Genomic DNA, 18,103 nt, shown 5'->3' with positions numbered 1-18,103 from the left:
GGCGGGTAGTGTGTCGGTCATGGGGGTGGATACAGAGTGATACGTATCGGTGGGAGCAAAGCGTGCTCTCACAGGATGGATTGAAATGCCGGGAATGACGCTCCCTGGATTTTCCGGTACCTTTTCTGCCCGCCCATTGCATGGTGATACCGCTTCATGTCTCTTGCGCTCGATCGTCTAGTCGCTGGCACGCCCATTCCTTTTGCCGGCAATCGTGTCACTGTCGTCAGCCCTGAACTGGCTGAGCGTTTCCAGCCCGGTGACCACCTTCTGGTGGAGCAGGTCAGTGGTGAATTGCTGTTGATTCCGGTGGCGGACCAGCAAGCTGCGGCGGTGGCGATCGAGCGCGCCGAGACGGCGTTCGAGGCGATGGCAGCAGTGTCGGATGAGGCGATCAGCGAGTTTTTTGACCACTTCGCGCAGCGCCTGGAAAGCCCCGATGCCTGGGCGTTGATCGAGGCGGCAAACCTCGCCGATATCGAGCGAGCCAAGGCCCGGGGACGTTCCACTACGCGCCTGCTGGCCAATGAATCGATGCGCCGCGATATGATCACCGGGCTCAAGGCCTGGCGCGACGCGTCGGCGACTCGCGGCAAAGTCATCAGCTGTGTCGAGCATGATGGCTGGAAAGTCGAGCAGGTGGTCTCACCGCTGGGGATTGTGGCATTTGTCTTCGAGGGGCGACCCAATGTCTTTGCCGACGCTGCAGGCGTGCTGCGAACCGGCAACACCGCCGTGTTGCGCATTGGCAGTGATGCGTTGGGCACCGCCCAGGCCATCGTTACCCATGCGTTGAATCCTGCGTTGGCCGATGCCGGATTGCCCGCCGGCGCCGTGTCGCTGGTCGAGAGCGTCAATCACGCAGCGGGTTGGGCGATGTTCGCCGACCGGCGCCTGTCGCTGGCCGTCGCCCGAGGTTCGGGGCGCGCGGTCAGTCAATTGGGCAGTATCGCTCAACAGGCCGGCACTGCGGTCAGCCTGCACGGCACGGGTGGCGCCTGGCTGATCGCCGACAAGGATGCCGACGCCCGGCGTTTTGCCGCCGTGGTGCGCAACTCCCTCGACCGCAAAGTCTGCAACACTCTCAACGTCTGCCTGATACACCGCGAGCGGGCTGCCGAGTTGGTACCGTTGTTTCTCCAGGCCCTGCAGCAAGCCGGCATCGCTCGCGGTCAGGGCTGCAAATTGCACTTCGTTCAGGGCAGCGAGCAGAGCTTGCCAGCAGATTGGCTCACTGCGAATGTCGAGGTGTATCGCGCCGAGGGTTATCGAACTGAAGCGCTGGCCGAGTTGTTGCCTGAAGATCAACTGGGACGTGAGTGGGAGTGGGAAGAAACTCCGGAAGTCAGTCTGAAAATCGTTGATGGTCTGGACCAGGCCATTGCTTTGTTCAACTGCTATAGCCCGCAGTTTACTGTGTCGTTGATTAGTGAGGATGCTGGTACTCAACAGCGCTTTTACAACGCGGTCAACGCGCCTTTCGTGGGTAACGGGATCACTCGTTGGGTCGATGGTCAGTACGCATTGAATAAGCCGGAGTTGGGATTGTCGAACTGGGAGAGTGGACGCTTGTTTGCCCGCAGTGCGATTTTATCGGGAGATGGGGTGTTTACCATCCGCAGTCGCATGACCCAGGTTGATCTGGGGGTGAAACGCTAAGGCTGAGAAGGGGACTGATCTGTTTTTTGGTGTTTTTGGTGTTTTTGGTGTTTTAGGTGTACATATCCGTTGCTGCGGTCACGGCTGCTTATGGTTCCGCTCTTACAGCGGGTTACTTGGAGAAGCGCCAAGTAACCAAGCGCTTTTTGCCCCACCACTTGGCACCTCGCCTAGGCTCGGTGTGCCCTCACTCCGGCATTGCTCCGCGGGTCGCCGCGATGGGCCCTCCCTGGCCCAGCGCGGCTAAACCGGCATCCTTGCCGGTTTACCCGCTGCGCAATACCTGCGTTCGGCCAGCGTGGTTAATGGGGCGTCCGTGATCAAAAACCGGGCCGTGGCGGCCTTCGGGCCGACCAAGGCATCAAGCCGGCGCGCTGCGCTTCTTTGGTGCGCACAGATAAAATCGACATGCGGCCTTTTTTCTTTTTTTGAGCAATCAAGAGTGCGTCCCAGATTGGTCGGGGCGTTAGACGCTAAGGTATTTGCGTTATAAAAAAAGGCCTGCTCTTTTGCGAGAGCAGGCCCTTTTTGTTTTAGGGGTGTGAGGTGTCAGTAGAACCGGTCAATCACCCGAACTTCATTCTGATTTTGCATCGAAGCCCACGCCTGTTTCAGCGTTTGCAGAACATTGCCGATGAAGTCTTTATCGGCGGCGGCTTTCTTGCCGACGTAGCCCTGGCCGCGACGGTACATTTTCAGTCGGGCAAGCAGGTTCTGGTTGTTCTTGTCGAACTCCGACTCGTCGGCGTGGGTTGCCAGGCAGTCGATATGCACCTGGCCCGACTTGCTGATCCACAGAATATGGCTGTCGTGGCTGTCTTTTTGCGCAGCGAACATGCGAGCCAGTTCTTCGATAGTTGGTTGATTGTTCAGATTCATAATTTGCCCCTTGACCATTTGGTGATCTTTCAAAGTTGGTTCGCTAATACAGGTAGCCCATCGGTTAGTTGATCCCTGGCACCGAAACCAGGACGTCAGCGTTCATTCGCCGAATGGCGAGGTCCCGCGTCTGTTGCATGTAGTCGTGTTGAATAACTGCTACGCAATAGCGTCACAACGAAGAGAAGCAGCGAAAACCTGGAGGCCACTGCCGACTTTTCAGGGTCGGCCACAAGCTTCATGAGGATTGATCGCCAGCGCTTCTCGTCCTTGTACTGGACGTTCGGGCCAGGTCACCTTCTTCAATCTGCCTTGTGGGCAGCGTGTATCCGGGAATAACAGCTCGGCGGTCAGACGAGCTTGCTTAAACATGTTGCTGTACTCCCGATCGGGGAGATGTCTGCATCATGCAAGGGCAAACCGGAGGCGTCAATGGTTATGTAGTGATTATTTTCAGTCACTACATATTGTCGGACAAAGCCGATTGGAATTAGCAGGGAGAGGCGGTGTGCCCAGGTGCGGCGGGCTGTAACGGGGTTTCAAAGCGGTAAAGCGTGCATGGGTAGCCGTCGATTGGACGCTGGTGCACGCTGTACAAGTCGCTGGTAAGAAGCGGTATGAGTCCGGCCCAGAACCGTCGTGCAGGCTGGTTGGCGTCGATATGGAAAATTTGCCATTGCCCCGGGTTGCGACTCAATAGGGCAGAGACGACAAACTTCGCGACGCCTTGGCCACGAAAGCGTCGACTGACAAACAGATAACCCAGGTTGAACTGAGCGCCACTGAGGTGGGTCTGGTCGTCGACGGTCACAAAACCGGCCAGTTCGTTGTCGACCGTGATCAGAAAAGGCTTGGTTGCCGGCTTCCTCCAGTAGTCCAGTTGCGTCTGGATACTGAAGAAACCGTGTTCCGCGAGCTTCAGCGGGAGCCATTCACTGAAATCGTACAGGTAGAACTGCATCAGGTTTTCAATGGTGTCCAGATCGTCGCGCCGGGCGACATGCAGTTCTATCAAGGACATTGCGCGTGGCTCCCGACAGGTTCAATCAGTGGGGCGCGAAATCGTATTGTCCACCGGTCTTGAGTGCTGCGGCATAGGCCGGGCGTTTCTGGAAGCGTTCGACCCAGGCCGCCACATGCGGGTACTGAGCAAGTTTGCCCTGCGCCCTGGCGATCTCGCCGATAAAGCTCATCTGGATATCCGCAGCGCTGAATTCGTTGCCCAGCAGGTAGTCAGACTGGCTTAGCGCCGAGTCGAGGTAACCCAGATAGTTGGCCACTTCCGAGTTGATCCGCGGCTGTAATGGAGCGCCGGCCTCACCCAGGCGACCGACGTACAGGTTGAGCATCAGCGGCAGCATCGCCGAGCCTTCGGCGAAATGTAGCCACTGTACGTATTGATCATAGGCGGCGGTTGCAGGATCAGGTTGCAGGCGACCCTGACCATGGCGGCGGATCAGGTAGTCGATGATTGCCGCTGATTCGATCAGCGTCTGTTGACCATCTTCGATGACCGGGGATTTCCCCAAGGCATTTACAGCCTTCAACTCCGGCGGTGCCAGGTTGGTCTTCGGGTCGCGCTGGTAGCGTTTGAGCTCATACGGGATGGCCAACTCTTCCAACAGCCAGAGGATCCGCTGCGAGCGAGAGTTGTTCAGGTGATGGACGATAATCATATTCGAGGCCTTTTAAAGGGGAGGGCTGGCGCCGGGCTTGAACAACACTAGACCACCAGGGGCGGTGCGAAGTGCCCTCATGCTTTGCCGGCTGGTTTGGCTGTGCGCCGGGTGCCGCTCGCGGGCTTGCGCTTGGTCGGTTTGCGTTGCTTTTTCCATGGAGTGGCGCCGCGCCCGGCGGGGCTTGCAGGCCCGCTGATGGTCAGGCTCAGCCCGGCACAGCGAGCCACCTGTTTGCTCATCCACGCAGCCTGTTTGGTGACGAACTCTTCAAGGCTCATCTCGCCGCTCTGCACCATGTCCAGGGCCTGTTCCCAGATGGCCGTGGTGCCTGGATCGGCGATGGCCCGGGGCACGGCGTCGATCAGGCTGAACGCCGCTGGCGTCGCGGCCAGCGCCTTGCCGTGCTTGATCAGGTAACCACGGTCGAGCAGCCCTTGAATGATCGAAGCGCGAGTCGCTTCGGTACCGATGCCGGTGGTGTCCTTGAGTTTTTGCTTGAGCAGCGGATCTTCCACCAGCTTGGCGACGTTTTTCATCGCCTTGATCAGGTCGCCCTCGGTGAAAGGTTTTGGTGGTTGGGTCCAGAGGTCCTTGAGCTTGACGTCAGCAACCTGGCAGTCACGACCTTCGGCCAGTATCGGCAGGGTCTGCGGAGCCGGTGCTTCTCGGCCCTTGGCAGGCGCGAGGGCCTCGGGCAAGGCGCGTTTCCAGCCAGGTTCGACGATTTGCTTGCCCACTGCGCGTAACGCTTCGCCGGCGCAATCAAAGTCGGCCTGGGTGCGGTCGTACTCGTGGTTGGGCAGGAACTGCGCCAGGTAACGCGCCCGAATCAGGGTGTACACCGCACGTTGCTTGCCAACCAGGCGCTCAAGGTTTTTGGCTGCCGCCGTGGGAATGATCCCGTGGTGAGCACTGACCTTGGCATCGTTCCAGGCCCGGGAGCGTCGATGCGGCTCAAGGAAATCATTCAAGGCATTCAGGCTGGGATCGGCCTGCCTCAGCGCAGCCAGGATCCCGGGGGCCTCGCTGTGCTGGCTGACGGGCAGGTAACCGCAGTCACTGCGCGGATAGGTGATGACTTTGTGGGTTTCGTAGAGCGCCTGGGCGATGTCGAGGGTTTCCTGGGCTCCCAGCCCGAGTTTCTTCGAGCAGACTTCCTGCAAAGTGCCCAGGTCAAAGGGCAGGGGCGCTACTTCGCGCAATCGTTCCGTGCGCACTTTCACTACCCGTGCGCTGGCCGCATTGCCGATGGCTGCTGCAGCCTGTCGAGCCAGCTGCGGGTTCAGGCAGCGGTCCTGGTCGTCGCAGACCTCGGAGGCTGCGCGCCAATGCGCGGTAAAGGTGGTGCCGTCGTGCAGCAGTTGCACGTCGATGGCCCAATAGGCCACCGGGACAAAGTCGGCGATGCTGCGATCTCGGTCCACCACCAGGCGCAAGGTCGGCGTTTGCACCCGACCGACCGGCAATACCCCTTGATAACCGGACTGCCGCCCCAGCAGGGTGAACAACCGACTCATGTTCATGCCGATCAGCCAGTCGGCCCGGGAGCGGCCCAGGGCGGAGTGATACAGGCTGAAGGTCTCGGCGCCCGGCTTGAGTGCCGCCAGTGCCTTGCGAATTGACGCGTCGTCCAGCGCCGATAACCAGAGGCGCCGGATCGGCCCGCGATAACGACAATGCTCGACCAGCTCCCGGGCGATCATCTCGCCCTCGCGGTCGGCGTCCGTGGCGATCACCAGCTCATCGGCCTCGCCCAGCAACCGTTTGACTGCCTTGTACTGGCTGGCGGTGCGCGGTTTGACGGTCATTTTCCATTTGTCCGGGATGATCGGCAGGTCTGCCAGCACCCAGCGCTTGTAGCGCGCGTCGTAGGCATCCGGTGGCGCGGTCTCCAGCAGGTGACCGATGCACCAGGTCACCGTGACGTCGGTTCCCAGCCAGCAGCCGTCACCGCGACGCCGGGCGCCGAGCACGGCCGCAATATCCTTGGCCTGGGAAGGTTTTTCACAGAGGTACAGCCGCATGACCACCATCGTTGTTCAGTGTACGGGAGGTGCACAGAATGGCGGTTGCCGGACAATGGATCAACCATTATCTGTATGGATGTACAGGTAGTGCGTTTCCAGTGATTGCCATGGTGCACTGCCCCCAGGCCGATCCGCCTGCATGGTCCGTTCGGCTGTGAACTACTCGCGCACGCGTATCTTGGGTTATACCTGATAGCAGATGATGCGTCTTCGAAGAGGAACACTTCATGTCAACTCCCCCTGCTGTCATTACCATTGCAGAGCAACCGGGCTGCCTGCTGGTGAAGTTTCACGGAATCCAGGTTGCGGCGTCCGCACGCGCACTGGTGTTGCTGGAGGCCAATTACCCGCCGGTGTATTACATCCCGCGCGAAGACATCGACGAGAAATACTTCGCCCGCACCGACCACACCAGTTACTGCCCGTACAAGGGTGATGCGAGCTATTTCAGCCTGCAGATTCCCGGGCATGAAGGCGCGAACGCGGTGTGGAGCTATGAGAATCCCAAGGTTTCTGTCGAACAGATCAAGAACTACGTCGCGTTTTATCCGGATCAGGTGAAGTTCGAGTTGCTGGAGGCCGAAGTTTGATGACAGTTGCGGGGTGATGGCTATTGCCAACTACCTGTTGCAAACATGACAATGCGAGTCATTATCAGTCGCGAATAATTCCATTGTCATGTCCACCCACGAATTGTCCCTGCGCAGTGCCGTCAATGAGCTGTATTGCGAACACCATGGCTGGCTGAACAGCTGGTTGCGCAAGCGGCTGGGCAATACGTTCGATGCGGCGGACCTGGCGCAAGACACGTTCGTGCGGGTCATCAAGGCGCGCAATGCGCTGGAGATCCGCGAGCCGCGCCCCTACCTCTCGATGATCGCCAAAGGCCTGTTGGTGGACCTGTTCCGCAGGCGCTCGCTGGAACAGTCCTATCTGGAAGCACTGGCGGCCATGCCGCAAGCGCAGCAACCGTCGCTGGAGGAGCAGGCGATACTGTTGCAGGCATTGCTGGAGATCGATCGGCTGTTGCAGGGCCTGGGCTCGAAGGTCAAACAGACGTTCATACTGTCTCAGTTCGACGGCTTGACCTACCCGCAAATCGCCGAACGCCTGGGTATCAGCACACGAACGGTGAACAATTACATGGCCAAGGCCATGGAGCACTGCTGCCTGATGCAGCTTCAGTTGCAGCTGGCATGAGCCTTTCTGCAGAAGAGTTGAAGGCGATCAGCGCAGCTGCGCGCTGGTACGCCAGGCTCCAGTCGGGCGTCGCCACTGACGCCGAGCGAGCGGGGTGGCGCGCCTGGTTGAACGCTGATCCGGCCCACCATTTGGCCTGGCAACGGATTACCGCCGTAGGCGAGCACATGACCAGCGTCCCGGGCGCCCTGGCGTCGCCGGCCCTGCGCGCAGCCGAGCGATCGCGGCGACAGGTCCTGCGCAGTGTGCTGGTGTTGGCGTCGGCCGGCTCGCTGGGCTGGCTGGGTTGGCGCAGTGAAACCACGCAAACGCTGTTTGCCGACGTGCGCACTGCGGTAGGCGAGCGCCGTGAGTTGCGGCTGGCCGATGGCAGTTCGTTGCTGCTCAATACCGATACTTCGGTGAACATCCGCTTCGACGGTCGGCAGCGCAGGCTGGAATTGCTGCGCGGCGAAGTCATGGTGACGACGGCTGTCGATCCTTCCCGGCGTCCTCTCAAAGTCGTCACCGAACACGGCGAAGTCCTGGCGCTGGGCACACGGTTCAACGTCAGGTCCGAGGCCGCAGGCGGGGAGGTCGCTGTGCTGGAAAAAGCGGTTGAAGTCAGTGCGTACAACAGCGCTTCGACGGTGCGCCTGGAGGCGGGCCAGCGGATCAATTTCACGACCTCAGCGCTGGGCCAGATTCGCCGCAACGATGCCTCGGTAGGTGCCTGGCAACAGGGCAGCATCATCGCCATCGATCGCCCGTTGGCGGATTTGCTCGAAGACCTTTCGCGGTATCGCCCGGGGGTGTTGCGCTGTGATTCTAAAATCGCCGATCTAAAAGTGTCAGGGGCATTCCCAGTGGATAACACGGACCTGGCATTGGCTGCGCTGGAGAGTGGATTTGCCTTGCGCGTCAACAGGTACAGCCGGTACTGGGTGACAGTTTCGCGGTAAAAAACTGCAGCAAAAAAAATTCTCAATTCATTGCACTTTTCGCCTGCATCGTTCGGCTCATCCCTCAGTGATCTTTTATTGATGGGTTCTGGGGATGGGAAATATGTCTCGGGTGTACGCGCCAGGTCGTCTGGCAACAGCGGTAAAAATCGGCTTGCTCGCAGCAACTACTATCGGCGCCTGGCCAGCCGCCGTCATAGCCGCGCCGGCACAGCAGCAAAGCGCGGTGCAAACCTTTGACATCGCCGCCGGCAGCCTGACTGAAGTGCTCAGCCGTTTTGCCAGTGCCGCAGGCGCCGCCATCTCCTTCGATGCCCGCCAGACCGAGGGCTTGAGCTCACCGGGCATCAAGGGCGCGTTCGGCACCAGTGAAGGCTTTGCGCGAATCCTCCACGGCAGCGGCCTGCAGGCTGAACCCCAGGGCAACGGCACCTACGTACTGCGAGTTGCACCGCCAGCCGGTTCTGCACTTGAGCTGGGTGCCACCAACATCAATGGCCAGTTGCTCGGGGCAACCACCGAAGACAGCGGCTCTTACACCACGGGCGCGGTGACTATCGGCAAGGGCGAACACTCGCTCAAGGAAACGCCGCAATCGGTCACGGTAATGACCCGAAAAATGCTCGATGACCAGAACCTCAACACCATCGACCAGGTGATGGAAAAGACCCCGGGCATCACCGTCTATGACTCGACCATGGGCGGCAAGTATTTCTACTCCCGCGGCTTTCGCATGTCGGGCCAGTATCAGTACGACGGTGTGCCGCTGGACATGGGCAATCTGTACGTGCAGGCCGACAGTTTCAGCGGGGACATGGCCTATTACGATCGGGTCGAAATTCTGCGCGGCGCTGCGGGGATGATGAAGGGTTCGGGTGGCACGGCGGGCGGCGTCAATTTCGTGCGTAAGCGCGGGACCGGCGCAGCACACACAGACATCACGCTGTCCGGTGGCAGCTGGGACAATTATCGCGGCCAGGTCGACACTGGCGGGCCGTTGAACGAAGCGGGCACTCTGCGGGGGCGGGCGGTGGTGGCTGAGCAGAGCCGGCACTACTCGGTCGACGACGCCAGTCGCAAGGACCAGGTCTACTACGGCGCGCTGGACTTCGATTTGAGCGCCGACACGACCCTCGGCCTGGGCGTGGCCTACGAAGATGTCGACGCCAATCCATGCTGGGGTGGCCTGCCGCGTTACCGCGACGGCAGTGACTTGAAACTCGGGCGCTCCACCTGCCTCGACCCGTCCTGGAATACTTGGCGCAGCCAGCGCACCACGGTGTTCGCTGATGTGAAACACCAGATCAACGAGGACTGGGCGCTGAAGGTCGCCAGCGTCTACACAAAAAACACCCAGGACATCAAATACGCCTTCGCTTCCGGCGCGGTCACCCCGGGTGTTGGTACCACCGGCATGCTGGGCAGCCTGTATGACTATGACCAGGTCGACTACGGTCTCGATGCCTACGTCGATGGCAAGTTCGCCGCGTTCGGCCAGCAACATGAACTGGTGGCGGGCTTCAACGCCAGTCGTGCGAAAAAGGATGACTTCTACAGCGTGGCCTTCCTACCCCAGCGGCAGAATGTGTTTAATCCCGATAAACATATCCCGGAACCGGATGACAGTTACTTCATCGATAATTCTTCCCGCGGAGGCCCAGTCAATTCCGTGACTAAACAGCAGGGCCTGTACTCGACCCTGCGCCTGAAGCTGGCCGACCCCCTGACGCTGGTCGTGGGCGGACGGGTGAGCTGGTACGACTCGGACACCGATTCGGTGTTTATCAATTCGGGCACCTCCGAGCACTCCAGTACCACCGAGACCGGCCAGGTCACGCCATTCGCCGGAGTGTTGCTGGACCTCAACGAGAACCTCACGGCCTACGCCAGTTACTCGGATATCTTCACCCCGCAGGGCAATTACCGCTCCGAAGACGGTTCGGCGCTCAAGCCCCTGGTGGGCCAGAGCTATGAATTGGGGATCAAGGGCGCCTGGTTCGACGGCCGCCTGAACAGCTCGTTCAACCTGTTCCGGACCCTGCAGAAAGACCAGGCGCAGACCGACTTCAACTCCTCCTGCCCGTCATCGGATGGCTACTGCTACGTCAACGCGGGCAAGGTTCGCGCCCAGGGGTTCGAGGCGGAAATCAGCGGGGAAGTGATCGAACGCCTGCAGTTGCTCGCTGGCTACACCTACACCCAGACCAAGACGCTCGATGACATCGACACCAGCCTCAATGGCGCGGCATTCAACAGTTACGTGCCGCGCCACGTGTTGCGCATGTGGGGCGACTACGCCCTGAGCGGGTCTCTGGAGCGGTTTTCCCTTGGCGCGGGGGTGAATGCGCAGAGCGATAACTTCCGGGTGTCGCCGTCCTCGGGGAATAAAATCAGCCAATCCGGTTACGCGATCTGGAACGGACGCATCGGCTATCGCATCGATGACACCTGGTCGGTGGCGCTCAATGGCAATAACCTGTTCGACAAGCGCTACTACGCAACCATTGGCACCGAGACGTTTGGCAACTACTACGGCGACCCGCGTAATTTCATGTTGTCGGTGAAAGCGAGTTTCTAAGTGGCACCAACGTGGTTTCGTCGATCTGATCGATCGACGTCACCCCGGTCAGCGTCATTGCCACGCGCATCTCCCGGGCAAAGATATCCAGCATGTTTTCCACCCCGCGCTGACCGTCGGCGGCCAGTGCGTAGGCCATCGAGCGTCCCAGCAAGACGCCTTTGGCACCCAGTGCGAGCATGCGCACCACGTCCAGGCCCGAGCGGATTCCCGAGTCGACCAAGACGGTCAGGTCGTTACCCACGGCCTGCACGATGGGGGGTAACGCGCGGACGGTCGAGAGCACACCGTCCAACTGGCGGCCGCCGTGGTTTGACACCACTATGCCGTCGGCACCGAAGCTGACGGCGTCCCTGGCATCCTGCGGATCGAGGATGCCCTTGATAATCATCGGCCCTTGCCAGAACTCGCGAATCCACTCCAGGTCACTCCAGCTGATCGACGGGTCGAAGTTGTTGGCCAGCCAGCCCATGTAGTCCTCAAGGGTCACCGCCTTGCCGAGGTAGCGCGAGATATTGCCCAGGTCATGGGGGCGACCCATGAGCCCGACGTTGAACGCCCAGTCGGGCCGAGTCATGGCCTGCAGCATGCGCCGTGTCGAAGCATACGGGCCGGACATCCCCGAGTGGGCATCGCGATAGCGCGCGCCGGGAGTCGGCATGTCGACGGTGAACACCAGGTTCTTCACGCCGGCAGCCTTGGCCCGCTCAAGCGCGTTTTTCATGAAGCCGCGATCCTTGAGCACATACAGCTGAAACCAGATCGGTTGCTCGCTCTGGGCCACGACTTCTTCGATAGAACACACCGAAACCGTCGAAAGGCACAAGGGAATGCCCTTGTTTTGCGCGGCCCTGACAGCCTGGACTTCGCCTCGACGGGCAAACATCCCCGTCAGGCCAACCGGCGCCAGGACGATCGGCATCGCAAGTTTCTGCTCGAACAGGGTGGTTTCCAGGCTCAGGCTTTCGACGTTTTTCAGAATCCGCTGGCGCAGGCTGATGTCGCTCAGGTCGGCGCTGTTGGCCCGCAACGTGTGCTCTGCATAGGCGCCGCCGTCGATGTAGTCGAACAAAAAGCGCGGGAGTTTGCGGCGCGCGGCCTCGCGATAGTCGGATGCAGATGAAATGATCATGAAGACAGGTGCCTCGATCTGGTGAATGCAGTGACCCATGTGCACAGGTTAACCAAAACGCCCCGCGAGTGCGGGGCGTTATTTGGTCTGCTGTCAGTTGGTGTCCAGGTCGACGTTTTTCGTCTCACGCAAACAGATCAGCCCCACGACCAAACTCACCCCGGTGATCAACACCGGGTACCACAGCCCGTAGAAAATATCCCCGGTGTACACCACCAGCGCAAAGGATACGGTGGGCAGGAAACCGCCGAACCAGCCATTGCCGATGTGGTAGGGCAGGGACATCGAAGTGTAGCGGATGCGTGTCGGGAACAGCTCGACCATCAGCGCGGCCAGCGGGCCGTAGCACATGGCGGAGATAATGATCAGCCCCACCATCAGTGCCACGATCATGCTCTTGTTGACTTGTTGCGTATCGGCTTGCGACGGATAACCCGCCAGGGTCACCGCACCGCGCAAGGCCGCTTCGTCGAAGCCATCCAGTTTCACGTCACCGACGCTGACCTGCACGGCGCTGCCGGCTGGAGCTGCTTCGCTGCTGTAGGGCAGGCCCTGTTTGACCAGGAAGGTTTTGACCTTGTCGCAAGGGCTGTCGAATTTCGCCTTGCCGACCGGGTCGAACTGGAAGGTGCAGGTGGCCGGGTCAGCCAGCACGACGATGGGTGCCTGACGGCTGGCCTGGTCAATGGCCGGGTTGGCGTAGTGGGCGATGGATTTGAAGATCGGGAAGTACAGCGCTGTGGCCAGCAGCAGACCGAGCATCAGCACCGGCTTGCGCCCGACCTTGTCCGACAGCCAGCCAAAGAAGATGAAGAACGGCGCGCCGATGATCACGCTGATGATCAACAGGCTGTTGGCCAGGGCCGGGTCCATCTTGAGGAACTGGGTGAGAAAGAACAGCACGTAGAACTGCGCAGCATAAAAGGTCACCGCTTGGCCGGCGTTGATGCTGAACAGGGCGATCAGCACCACCTTGAGGTTTTCCCATTTACCGAAGGAGTCGCGAATCGGTGCCTTGGAGAGCTTGCCTTCCTCTTTCATTTTCACGAATGCGGGGGATTCATGCAGGCTCAAGCGAATCCAGGTCGAGATGCCCAGCAGCACGATGGAAAACAGGAACGGCAGCCGCCAGCCCCAGACTTCGAACTGGTCGCCGGTGAAATAGCGGCAACCCAGCACCACCAGCAGCGAAAGCAGCAGGCCGAGGGTCGCGGTAGATTGAATCCAGCTGGTCTGGAAACCGCGCTTGCCGATCGGCGCGTGTTCCGCCACGTAGGTTGCCGCGCCGCCGTACTCGCCACCCAGGGCCAGGCCCTGAAGCATGCGCAGCACCACCAGGATGATGGGCGCCGCGATGCCGATACTGGCGTAGGTGGGCAGCAGGCCGACGCAGAAGGTTGCCACGCCCATCAGCACGATAGTCGCCAGGAAGGTGTACTTGCGCCCGATCATGTCCCCCAGGCGCCCGAAAACCAGGGCGCCGAACGGCCGCACGATGAAGCCTGCGGCGAAGGCCATCAGGGCAAAGATGAATGCCGTGGTGTCATTGACCCCGGCAAAAAACTGCTTGCTGATCACCGCCGCGAGGGCGCCGTAGAGGAAAAAATCGTACCACTCGAAGACCGTCCCGAGTGACGAGGCGAAGATGACCTTGCGGGTGTCCTGGCCGATCTCGGCGCGGCCCACAGACTCCAGCGGCTGAACATGTTCTGACATATCGGTATCCCTTACAGTGATTGTTTTTGTTGTTCCACTGTCGGCGCCTGCCTTGTGGGCGGGTGCCGGTACTTCGATGTAGCGCGTGCTTCCTACGGGGGGCGATTCAGCGGGTGGTTACCAGTTCCTTTGGCGTGGTGATACTCCTTGTGGCTGGGTTGAGGATCAACTCTGCTGCCTTTTCCGCAATCATCAGCGTAGGCGAACAGGTGTTGCCCGAGGTAATTCTCGGCATGATCGAAGCGTCGGCAATGCGCAGCCCGGGAATGCCGTGCACCTTGAGCTGCGAGTCGACCACGGCGTCCTGATCATTGCCCATGCGGCAGGTGCCTACCGGGTGGAAAATCGTCGTGCCAATCCGCGCAGCCGCTTCATACAGTTCTGCTTCGCTCTGCAAACTCTCCCCGGGCAGATATTCCACCGGTTTGAAGCGCCCAAGGGCGGGTGCCGAGACGATTCGGCGAGTCAGGCGAATGGCGTCCGCCGCCACTCGCAAATCTTCCGGGTGGCTCAGGTAATTGGGCTGGATCAGCGGCGCGTCCTGGGCATTGGCGCTGCGGATTTGCACGCGGCCACGGCTTTTCGGTCGCAGGTCGCACACCGACGCGGTGAAGGCAGGAAAGGCGTGCAACGGCTCGCCGAAGCGTTCCAGCGACAATGGCTGCACGTGATATTCGAGGTTGGCCGAAGTCTGCTCGGGCCCGGACCGGGCAAACGCGCCCAACTGGCTCGGCGCCATCGACAGCGGTCCGCTGCGGTTGTAAAGGTAGCGCAGGCCCATGCCCATCTTGCCCCACACGCTGCCGGCGATCTGGTTCAGGGTGCGGGCGTTTTCCAGCTTGTAGATCAGTCGCAGTTGCAGGTGATCCTGCAGGTTGCCGCCAACCCCCGGCAGCTCATGGACCACGCCGATACCGAGTGATTGCAGGAGCGGGCGAGGGCCGATGCCCGAGCGTTGCAGGATGCTCGGCGAGCCCACAGCACCGGCACACAGGATGATCTCCTGGCGCGCCTTGAAGGTTCTTGGTTGGCCCTGGCAACGGCTGATGACTGCCGAAGCGCGACCATTGTCCAGTTGCACGCGATCGACCTCGACCTCGGTCAGCACCGTGAGATTGGGCCTTTGCCGCACCGGCTTGAGAAATGCCTTGGCCGCATTCCAGCGGATTCCAGCCTTTTGATTGACCTGGAAATAGCCGCAGCCTTCGTTATCGCCCTGGTTGAAATCATCGATGCTGGCAATTCCGCTCTGTTCGGCGGCGCTGCGGAACGCGTCCAGTATCGGCCAGGACAGGCGCTGGCGTTCGATTCGCCATTCACCGGCAGCGCCATGAAACTGCGAGTCGCCGGCAAAGTGGTCTTCACTCTTCTTGAACAGCGGCAGCACCTCTTCCCAGCTCCAGCCGGCATTGCCCTCTGCCGCCCAGCTGTCGTAATCGCCGGCCTGGCCACGCATATAGATCATGCCGTTGATCGAGGAGCACCCGCCCAGCACCTTGCCCCGCGGATAACTCAAGGCGCGACCTTGCAGGCCAGGTTGCGCCTCGGTCTTGAAGCACCAGTCGGTGCGCGGGTTGCCGATGCAGAACAGGTAGCCTACCGGGATGTGAATCCACGCGTAGTTATCGCGGCCACCGGCTTCCAGCAGCAACACCCGCTGCTGCGGGTTGGCCGAGAGTCGATTGGCCAGCAAACAACCGGCCGGACCGGCCCCGACCACGATGTAGTCGAATTCATCAAGGGAAGTCTGCATCCATGACCTCTTATTGTTGTTCTTGTCGTCAGTCATCCTAGTTGTTAGCTTTCGTTAAAAGAATGTTAATTTTTGCGCAGCCGCTGTGCGTTTTTAGACAGCGCGGCCTTGGGGCGAGCAATGTTCGACTGGAATGACTTGCGCTTTTTTCTCGAACTCCAGCGTAGCGGGCGATTGCTCACTGCGGCGCGGCGTTTGAACACCACTCACGCCACCGTTGCTCGGCACATCGAAGCCATTGAAAAAAGCCTGGGCACTGCCTTGTTTGTGCAGCACGCCCAGGGTTACCAGCTGACACCCGCCGGCGAAGCGCTGCGCAAACACGCCGAGGCCATGGAAAACGTCGCATTGCTAGCCCAGGAAGAAATCACCCAGTCGACCGCGCCCCTCGGCAAGATTCGCGTCGGGGTGACCGAAGGTCTGGGCATCATGTTCCTCGCCAGCCGCATGAATAGCCTGTTCGAGCGTTATCCCGGGCTGGAGGTGGAGCTGGTGGCGGTACCCCGGTTTGTCAGCATCCTCAACCGCGAGGTCGAAATCAGCATCCACCTCGAACGGCCAGCGGCGGACATGCTGGTCACCCGCAAGCTCACCGACTACCGCCTGGCGCTCTACGCCAGCCAGGACTACCTCGACCGCGCACCGCCGTTGCGCAGCCGCGAAGATCTCGGCCGGCATGCCTGGATCGGTTATGTCGATGACCTGCTGTTCAGCCAGGAACTGATGTTTCTCAACAGCTTTTGCCGCAACCCTCAGGTGGTCTTCCACAGCACCAGCGTCATTGCCCAGCAGCAGGCGGCTCGTTCAGGCCTGGGGATCGCGGTGCTGCCGTGTTACATGGCCAGTGCAGATTCGGCGCTGGTGCCGTTGCTGCCGGATGAAAACATCCTGCGCAGCTACTGGATCAGCACCCGCCGCGAGCTGCACAAATCGGTGCGCCTGCGGGTGTTGTGGGATCACGTGGTGGCGTTGTGCGAGAGTGAACAGGGGTTGTTGCTGGGCAACCGGCCTTGATTTGGGATCTGAAAATGCGTCGGCATTTGTAGCCGCAGGACTATTGGATTTCTGACTTGGAAACCCTGGGGCCGCTTCGCGACCCAACGCAGGCTGCGCCAGCTGCTACAAAAAACCGCGTCGACCTTGTAGCAGCTGCCGAAGGCTGCGTCCGCTTGCGCAGCAGGCGCTATTCCGGACGATTGGATTTCTGCCTTGGATACCTTGGGGCCGCTGCGCGCCCTAACGCAGGCTTCGCCAGCTGCTACAAAAATCCGCGCCGACCTTGTAGCAGCTGCCGAAGGCTGCGTCCGCCTGCGCAGCAGGCGCTATTACACACGACTGTATTTCGGCATTGAAACCCTGGGGCCGCTTCGCACCCCAACGCAGGCTTCGCCAGCTGCTACAAGGATTGGGTGCGGCAGGGATTTTGTGGGTTTACGGGAGGATTTCGAAGGCCGTTGTGGCCATCCGTTCGCCGTTCACCATCACGTGCACCGCATGCTTGCCCGCGTAATGCCGGCGGGTGGTGAGTTCCTTGATCTGCTGGCTACGCGCAATTCGTTCGCAGGCCTTGCCGGGCAGGGTCAGCGCCTTGAGCTTGAACACCTTCGCCGAAGTGCTGCCATTGGCCTTGACGTAGTCGATCGCGTAATCGATCACCAGTCGCTGGCTGTGTTCGACCGTTGACTGCACGGCAAACGACAGGGTGATCTTCTCGCCGAGCCCGATCACTGCCGGCTCGACCCGAACCTGAGTGATCTCGACCTCGGCCTTGCCCCCCGCGCCGATGATTGCCAGTGCCCGCCGATTGCCTTGCTTGATCAGGCTGCGCAGGGCGTGCCTGGCGATCCATGCGGTATGGCGGTTGTCCAGCGACCAGGTTTCGATCAGGTCCAGCACCCACTCGGGCTGTTCCTTGGTGATGTCGTTCAGATGGTTGGCCACGGACTTGCGCACGTAAAGGCTGTCGTCGGCCTTGAGGTTGTCGAGAATCGTCGCGGCCAGGCTCGGGTCTGCCTGCATCCGTTCCAGGCGGAACGACCACGGCAACCGCGGCCGGCTGCCTTCGCTCGCCAGGCGCCTTACGTGTTCGTTTTCATCCAGTGACCACTGGTGCATCACCGCCAGGGTGCGCTCGAAATCGCTGCGCAGGAAATGCCGGATCGCAAACTCCGACGATCCAAAGGCGGTGAAGTACTTGAGCGCGGCCATCGACTCTTCGAACGCGTGGCCGCCATAGCTCGCAACATAATGCGGCAGGGAAATGCTGACGAAACCACTGTTCAGGCGAGGCGCCAGCGCGCGCAGGACAACCAGGGATTCCTCGTAGCCCAGTGGCAGCACCGCATGCAGGCATTCACTGACTCGGGCCATGCGCTGCATGATGGACAATCCGTCGAGGCCTTCGTTGGCCATTTTCAGGAAAGCCTTGGCCCTGAACTCGGGGTACACCGCGCGCATCTCGTCAGCGATATGCTGGAGGCGCTCGGCGTTGAAGATTTCCTTGAGGGCAGGGGCGGGTTGATCAGCAGCCATGGTGGAT

General features: G+C 60.5%; 14 protein-coding genes. 6 read left to right on the top strand and 8 right to left on the bottom strand.

Annotation, left to right across the window (positions count from 1 at the left end; translation table 11 throughout):
* Positions 1-156 precede the first annotated feature (156 nt).
* On the top strand, positions 157-1,659 hold the full coding sequence (locus ORL50_RS21875) for an aldehyde dehydrogenase family protein (protein ID WP_266017954.1): 1,503 nt from the start codon (positions 157-159) through the stop codon (positions 1,657-1,659).
* Positions 1,660-2,208: 549 nt separating this feature from the next.
* On the opposite strand, the gene ORL50_RS21870 is transcribed toward ORL50_RS21875, so the two are convergent.
* From ORL50_RS21870 to ORL50_RS21855, 4 genes are all read right to left on the bottom strand, one after another.
* Positions 2,209-2,538, bottom strand: a complete 330-nt coding sequence (locus ORL50_RS21870; RefSeq protein ID WP_266017952.1) for a hypothetical protein — start codon at positions 2,536-2,538, stop codon at positions 2,209-2,211.
* A 490-nt stretch (positions 2,539-3,028) separates the two neighbouring features.
* Positions 3,029-3,559, bottom strand: a complete 531-nt coding sequence (locus ORL50_RS21865) for a GNAT family N-acetyltransferase (protein ID WP_266017951.1) — start codon at positions 3,557-3,559, stop codon at positions 3,029-3,031.
* Between the two features lie 25 nt (positions 3,560-3,584).
* Positions 3,585-4,214: a glutathione S-transferase family protein gene (locus ORL50_RS21860; protein WP_266017949.1), complete on the bottom strand. Its 630-nt coding sequence runs from the start codon at positions 4,212-4,214 to the stop codon at positions 3,585-3,587.
* A 77-nt stretch (positions 4,215-4,291) separates the two neighbouring features.
* Positions 4,292-6,241 carry a DNA topoisomerase III gene (locus tag ORL50_RS21855; protein ID WP_266017948.1) on the bottom strand — a complete coding sequence of 650 codons (1,950 nt, stop codon included), beginning with the start codon at positions 6,239-6,241 and terminating at the stop codon, positions 4,292-4,294.
* A gap of 230 nt (positions 6,242-6,471) precedes the next feature.
* Between ORL50_RS21855 and ORL50_RS21850 the strand changes: the two genes are divergently transcribed.
* The 4 genes from ORL50_RS21850 (at position 6,472) to ORL50_RS21835 (ending at position 10,963) form a co-directional block, all read left to right on the top strand.
* Positions 6,472-6,834 carry a DUF427 domain-containing protein gene (locus ORL50_RS21850; RefSeq protein ID WP_266017947.1) on the top strand — a complete coding sequence of 121 codons (363 nt, stop codon included), beginning with the start codon at positions 6,472-6,474 and terminating at the stop codon, positions 6,832-6,834.
* A gap of 88 nt (positions 6,835-6,922) precedes the next feature.
* Entirely contained in the window at positions 6,923-7,444 is a 522-nt protein-coding gene (locus ORL50_RS21845) for a sigma-70 family RNA polymerase sigma factor (protein ID WP_266017946.1), read from the top strand.
* Positions 7,441-8,385 (top strand): FecR domain-containing protein, encoded by a 945-nt coding sequence (locus ORL50_RS21840; protein ID WP_266017944.1) that lies wholly within the window; start codon positions 7,441-7,443, stop codon positions 8,383-8,385. The genes ORL50_RS21845 and ORL50_RS21840 overlap by 4 nt, the downstream gene beginning before the upstream one ends.
* Before the next feature lie 103 nt (positions 8,386-8,488).
* Positions 8,489-10,963, top strand: a complete 2,475-nt coding sequence (locus tag ORL50_RS21835; protein ID WP_266017942.1) for a TonB-dependent siderophore receptor — start codon at positions 8,489-8,491, stop codon at positions 10,961-10,963.
* Here the strand turns inward: ORL50_RS21835 and lldD are convergent.
* From lldD to ORL50_RS21820, 3 genes are all read right to left on the bottom strand, one after another.
* Positions 10,935-12,095, bottom strand: a complete 1,161-nt coding sequence (gene lldD, locus ORL50_RS21830) for an FMN-dependent L-lactate dehydrogenase LldD (RefSeq protein WP_266017940.1) — start codon at positions 12,093-12,095, stop codon at positions 10,935-10,937. The genes ORL50_RS21835 and lldD overlap by 29 nt on opposite strands.
* A gap of 93 nt (positions 12,096-12,188) precedes the next feature.
* A complete protein-coding gene (locus ORL50_RS21825) occupies positions 12,189-13,811 on the bottom strand; it encodes an MFS transporter (protein WP_266017939.1) in 1,623 nt (540 codons plus the stop codon).
* 106 nt (positions 13,812-13,917) lie between these two features.
* Positions 13,918-15,564 carry a GMC family oxidoreductase gene (locus tag ORL50_RS21820; RefSeq protein WP_266017938.1) on the bottom strand — a complete coding sequence of 549 codons (1,647 nt, stop codon included), beginning with the start codon at positions 15,562-15,564 and terminating at the stop codon, positions 13,918-13,920.
* Between the two features lie 120 nt (positions 15,565-15,684).
* Between ORL50_RS21820 and ORL50_RS21815 the strand changes: the two genes are divergently transcribed.
* Complete coding sequence (locus ORL50_RS21815; RefSeq protein WP_266017936.1) at positions 15,685-16,578, top strand: LysR family transcriptional regulator; 894 nt, start codon at positions 15,685-15,687, stop codon at positions 16,576-16,578.
* Positions 16,579-16,995: 417 nt separating this feature from the next.
* Here ORL50_RS21815 and ORL50_RS21810 read toward each other — a convergent pair whose 3' ends face one another.
* A complete protein-coding gene (locus ORL50_RS21810) occupies positions 16,996-18,096 on the bottom strand; it encodes a DNA alkylation repair protein (RefSeq protein WP_266017934.1) in 1,101 nt (366 codons plus the stop codon).
* Between the last annotated feature and the right edge of the window lie 7 nt (positions 18,097-18,103).

The organism is Pseudomonas sp. RIT-562, from assembly GCF_026241895.1.
GTDB lineage: Bacteria > Pseudomonadota > Gammaproteobacteria > Pseudomonadales > Pseudomonadaceae > Aquipseudomonas > Aquipseudomonas mandelii_F.
The sequence above is the reverse complement of the archived record's forward strand: the minus strand, read 5'-3'. Positions and strand labels throughout refer to the sequence as shown.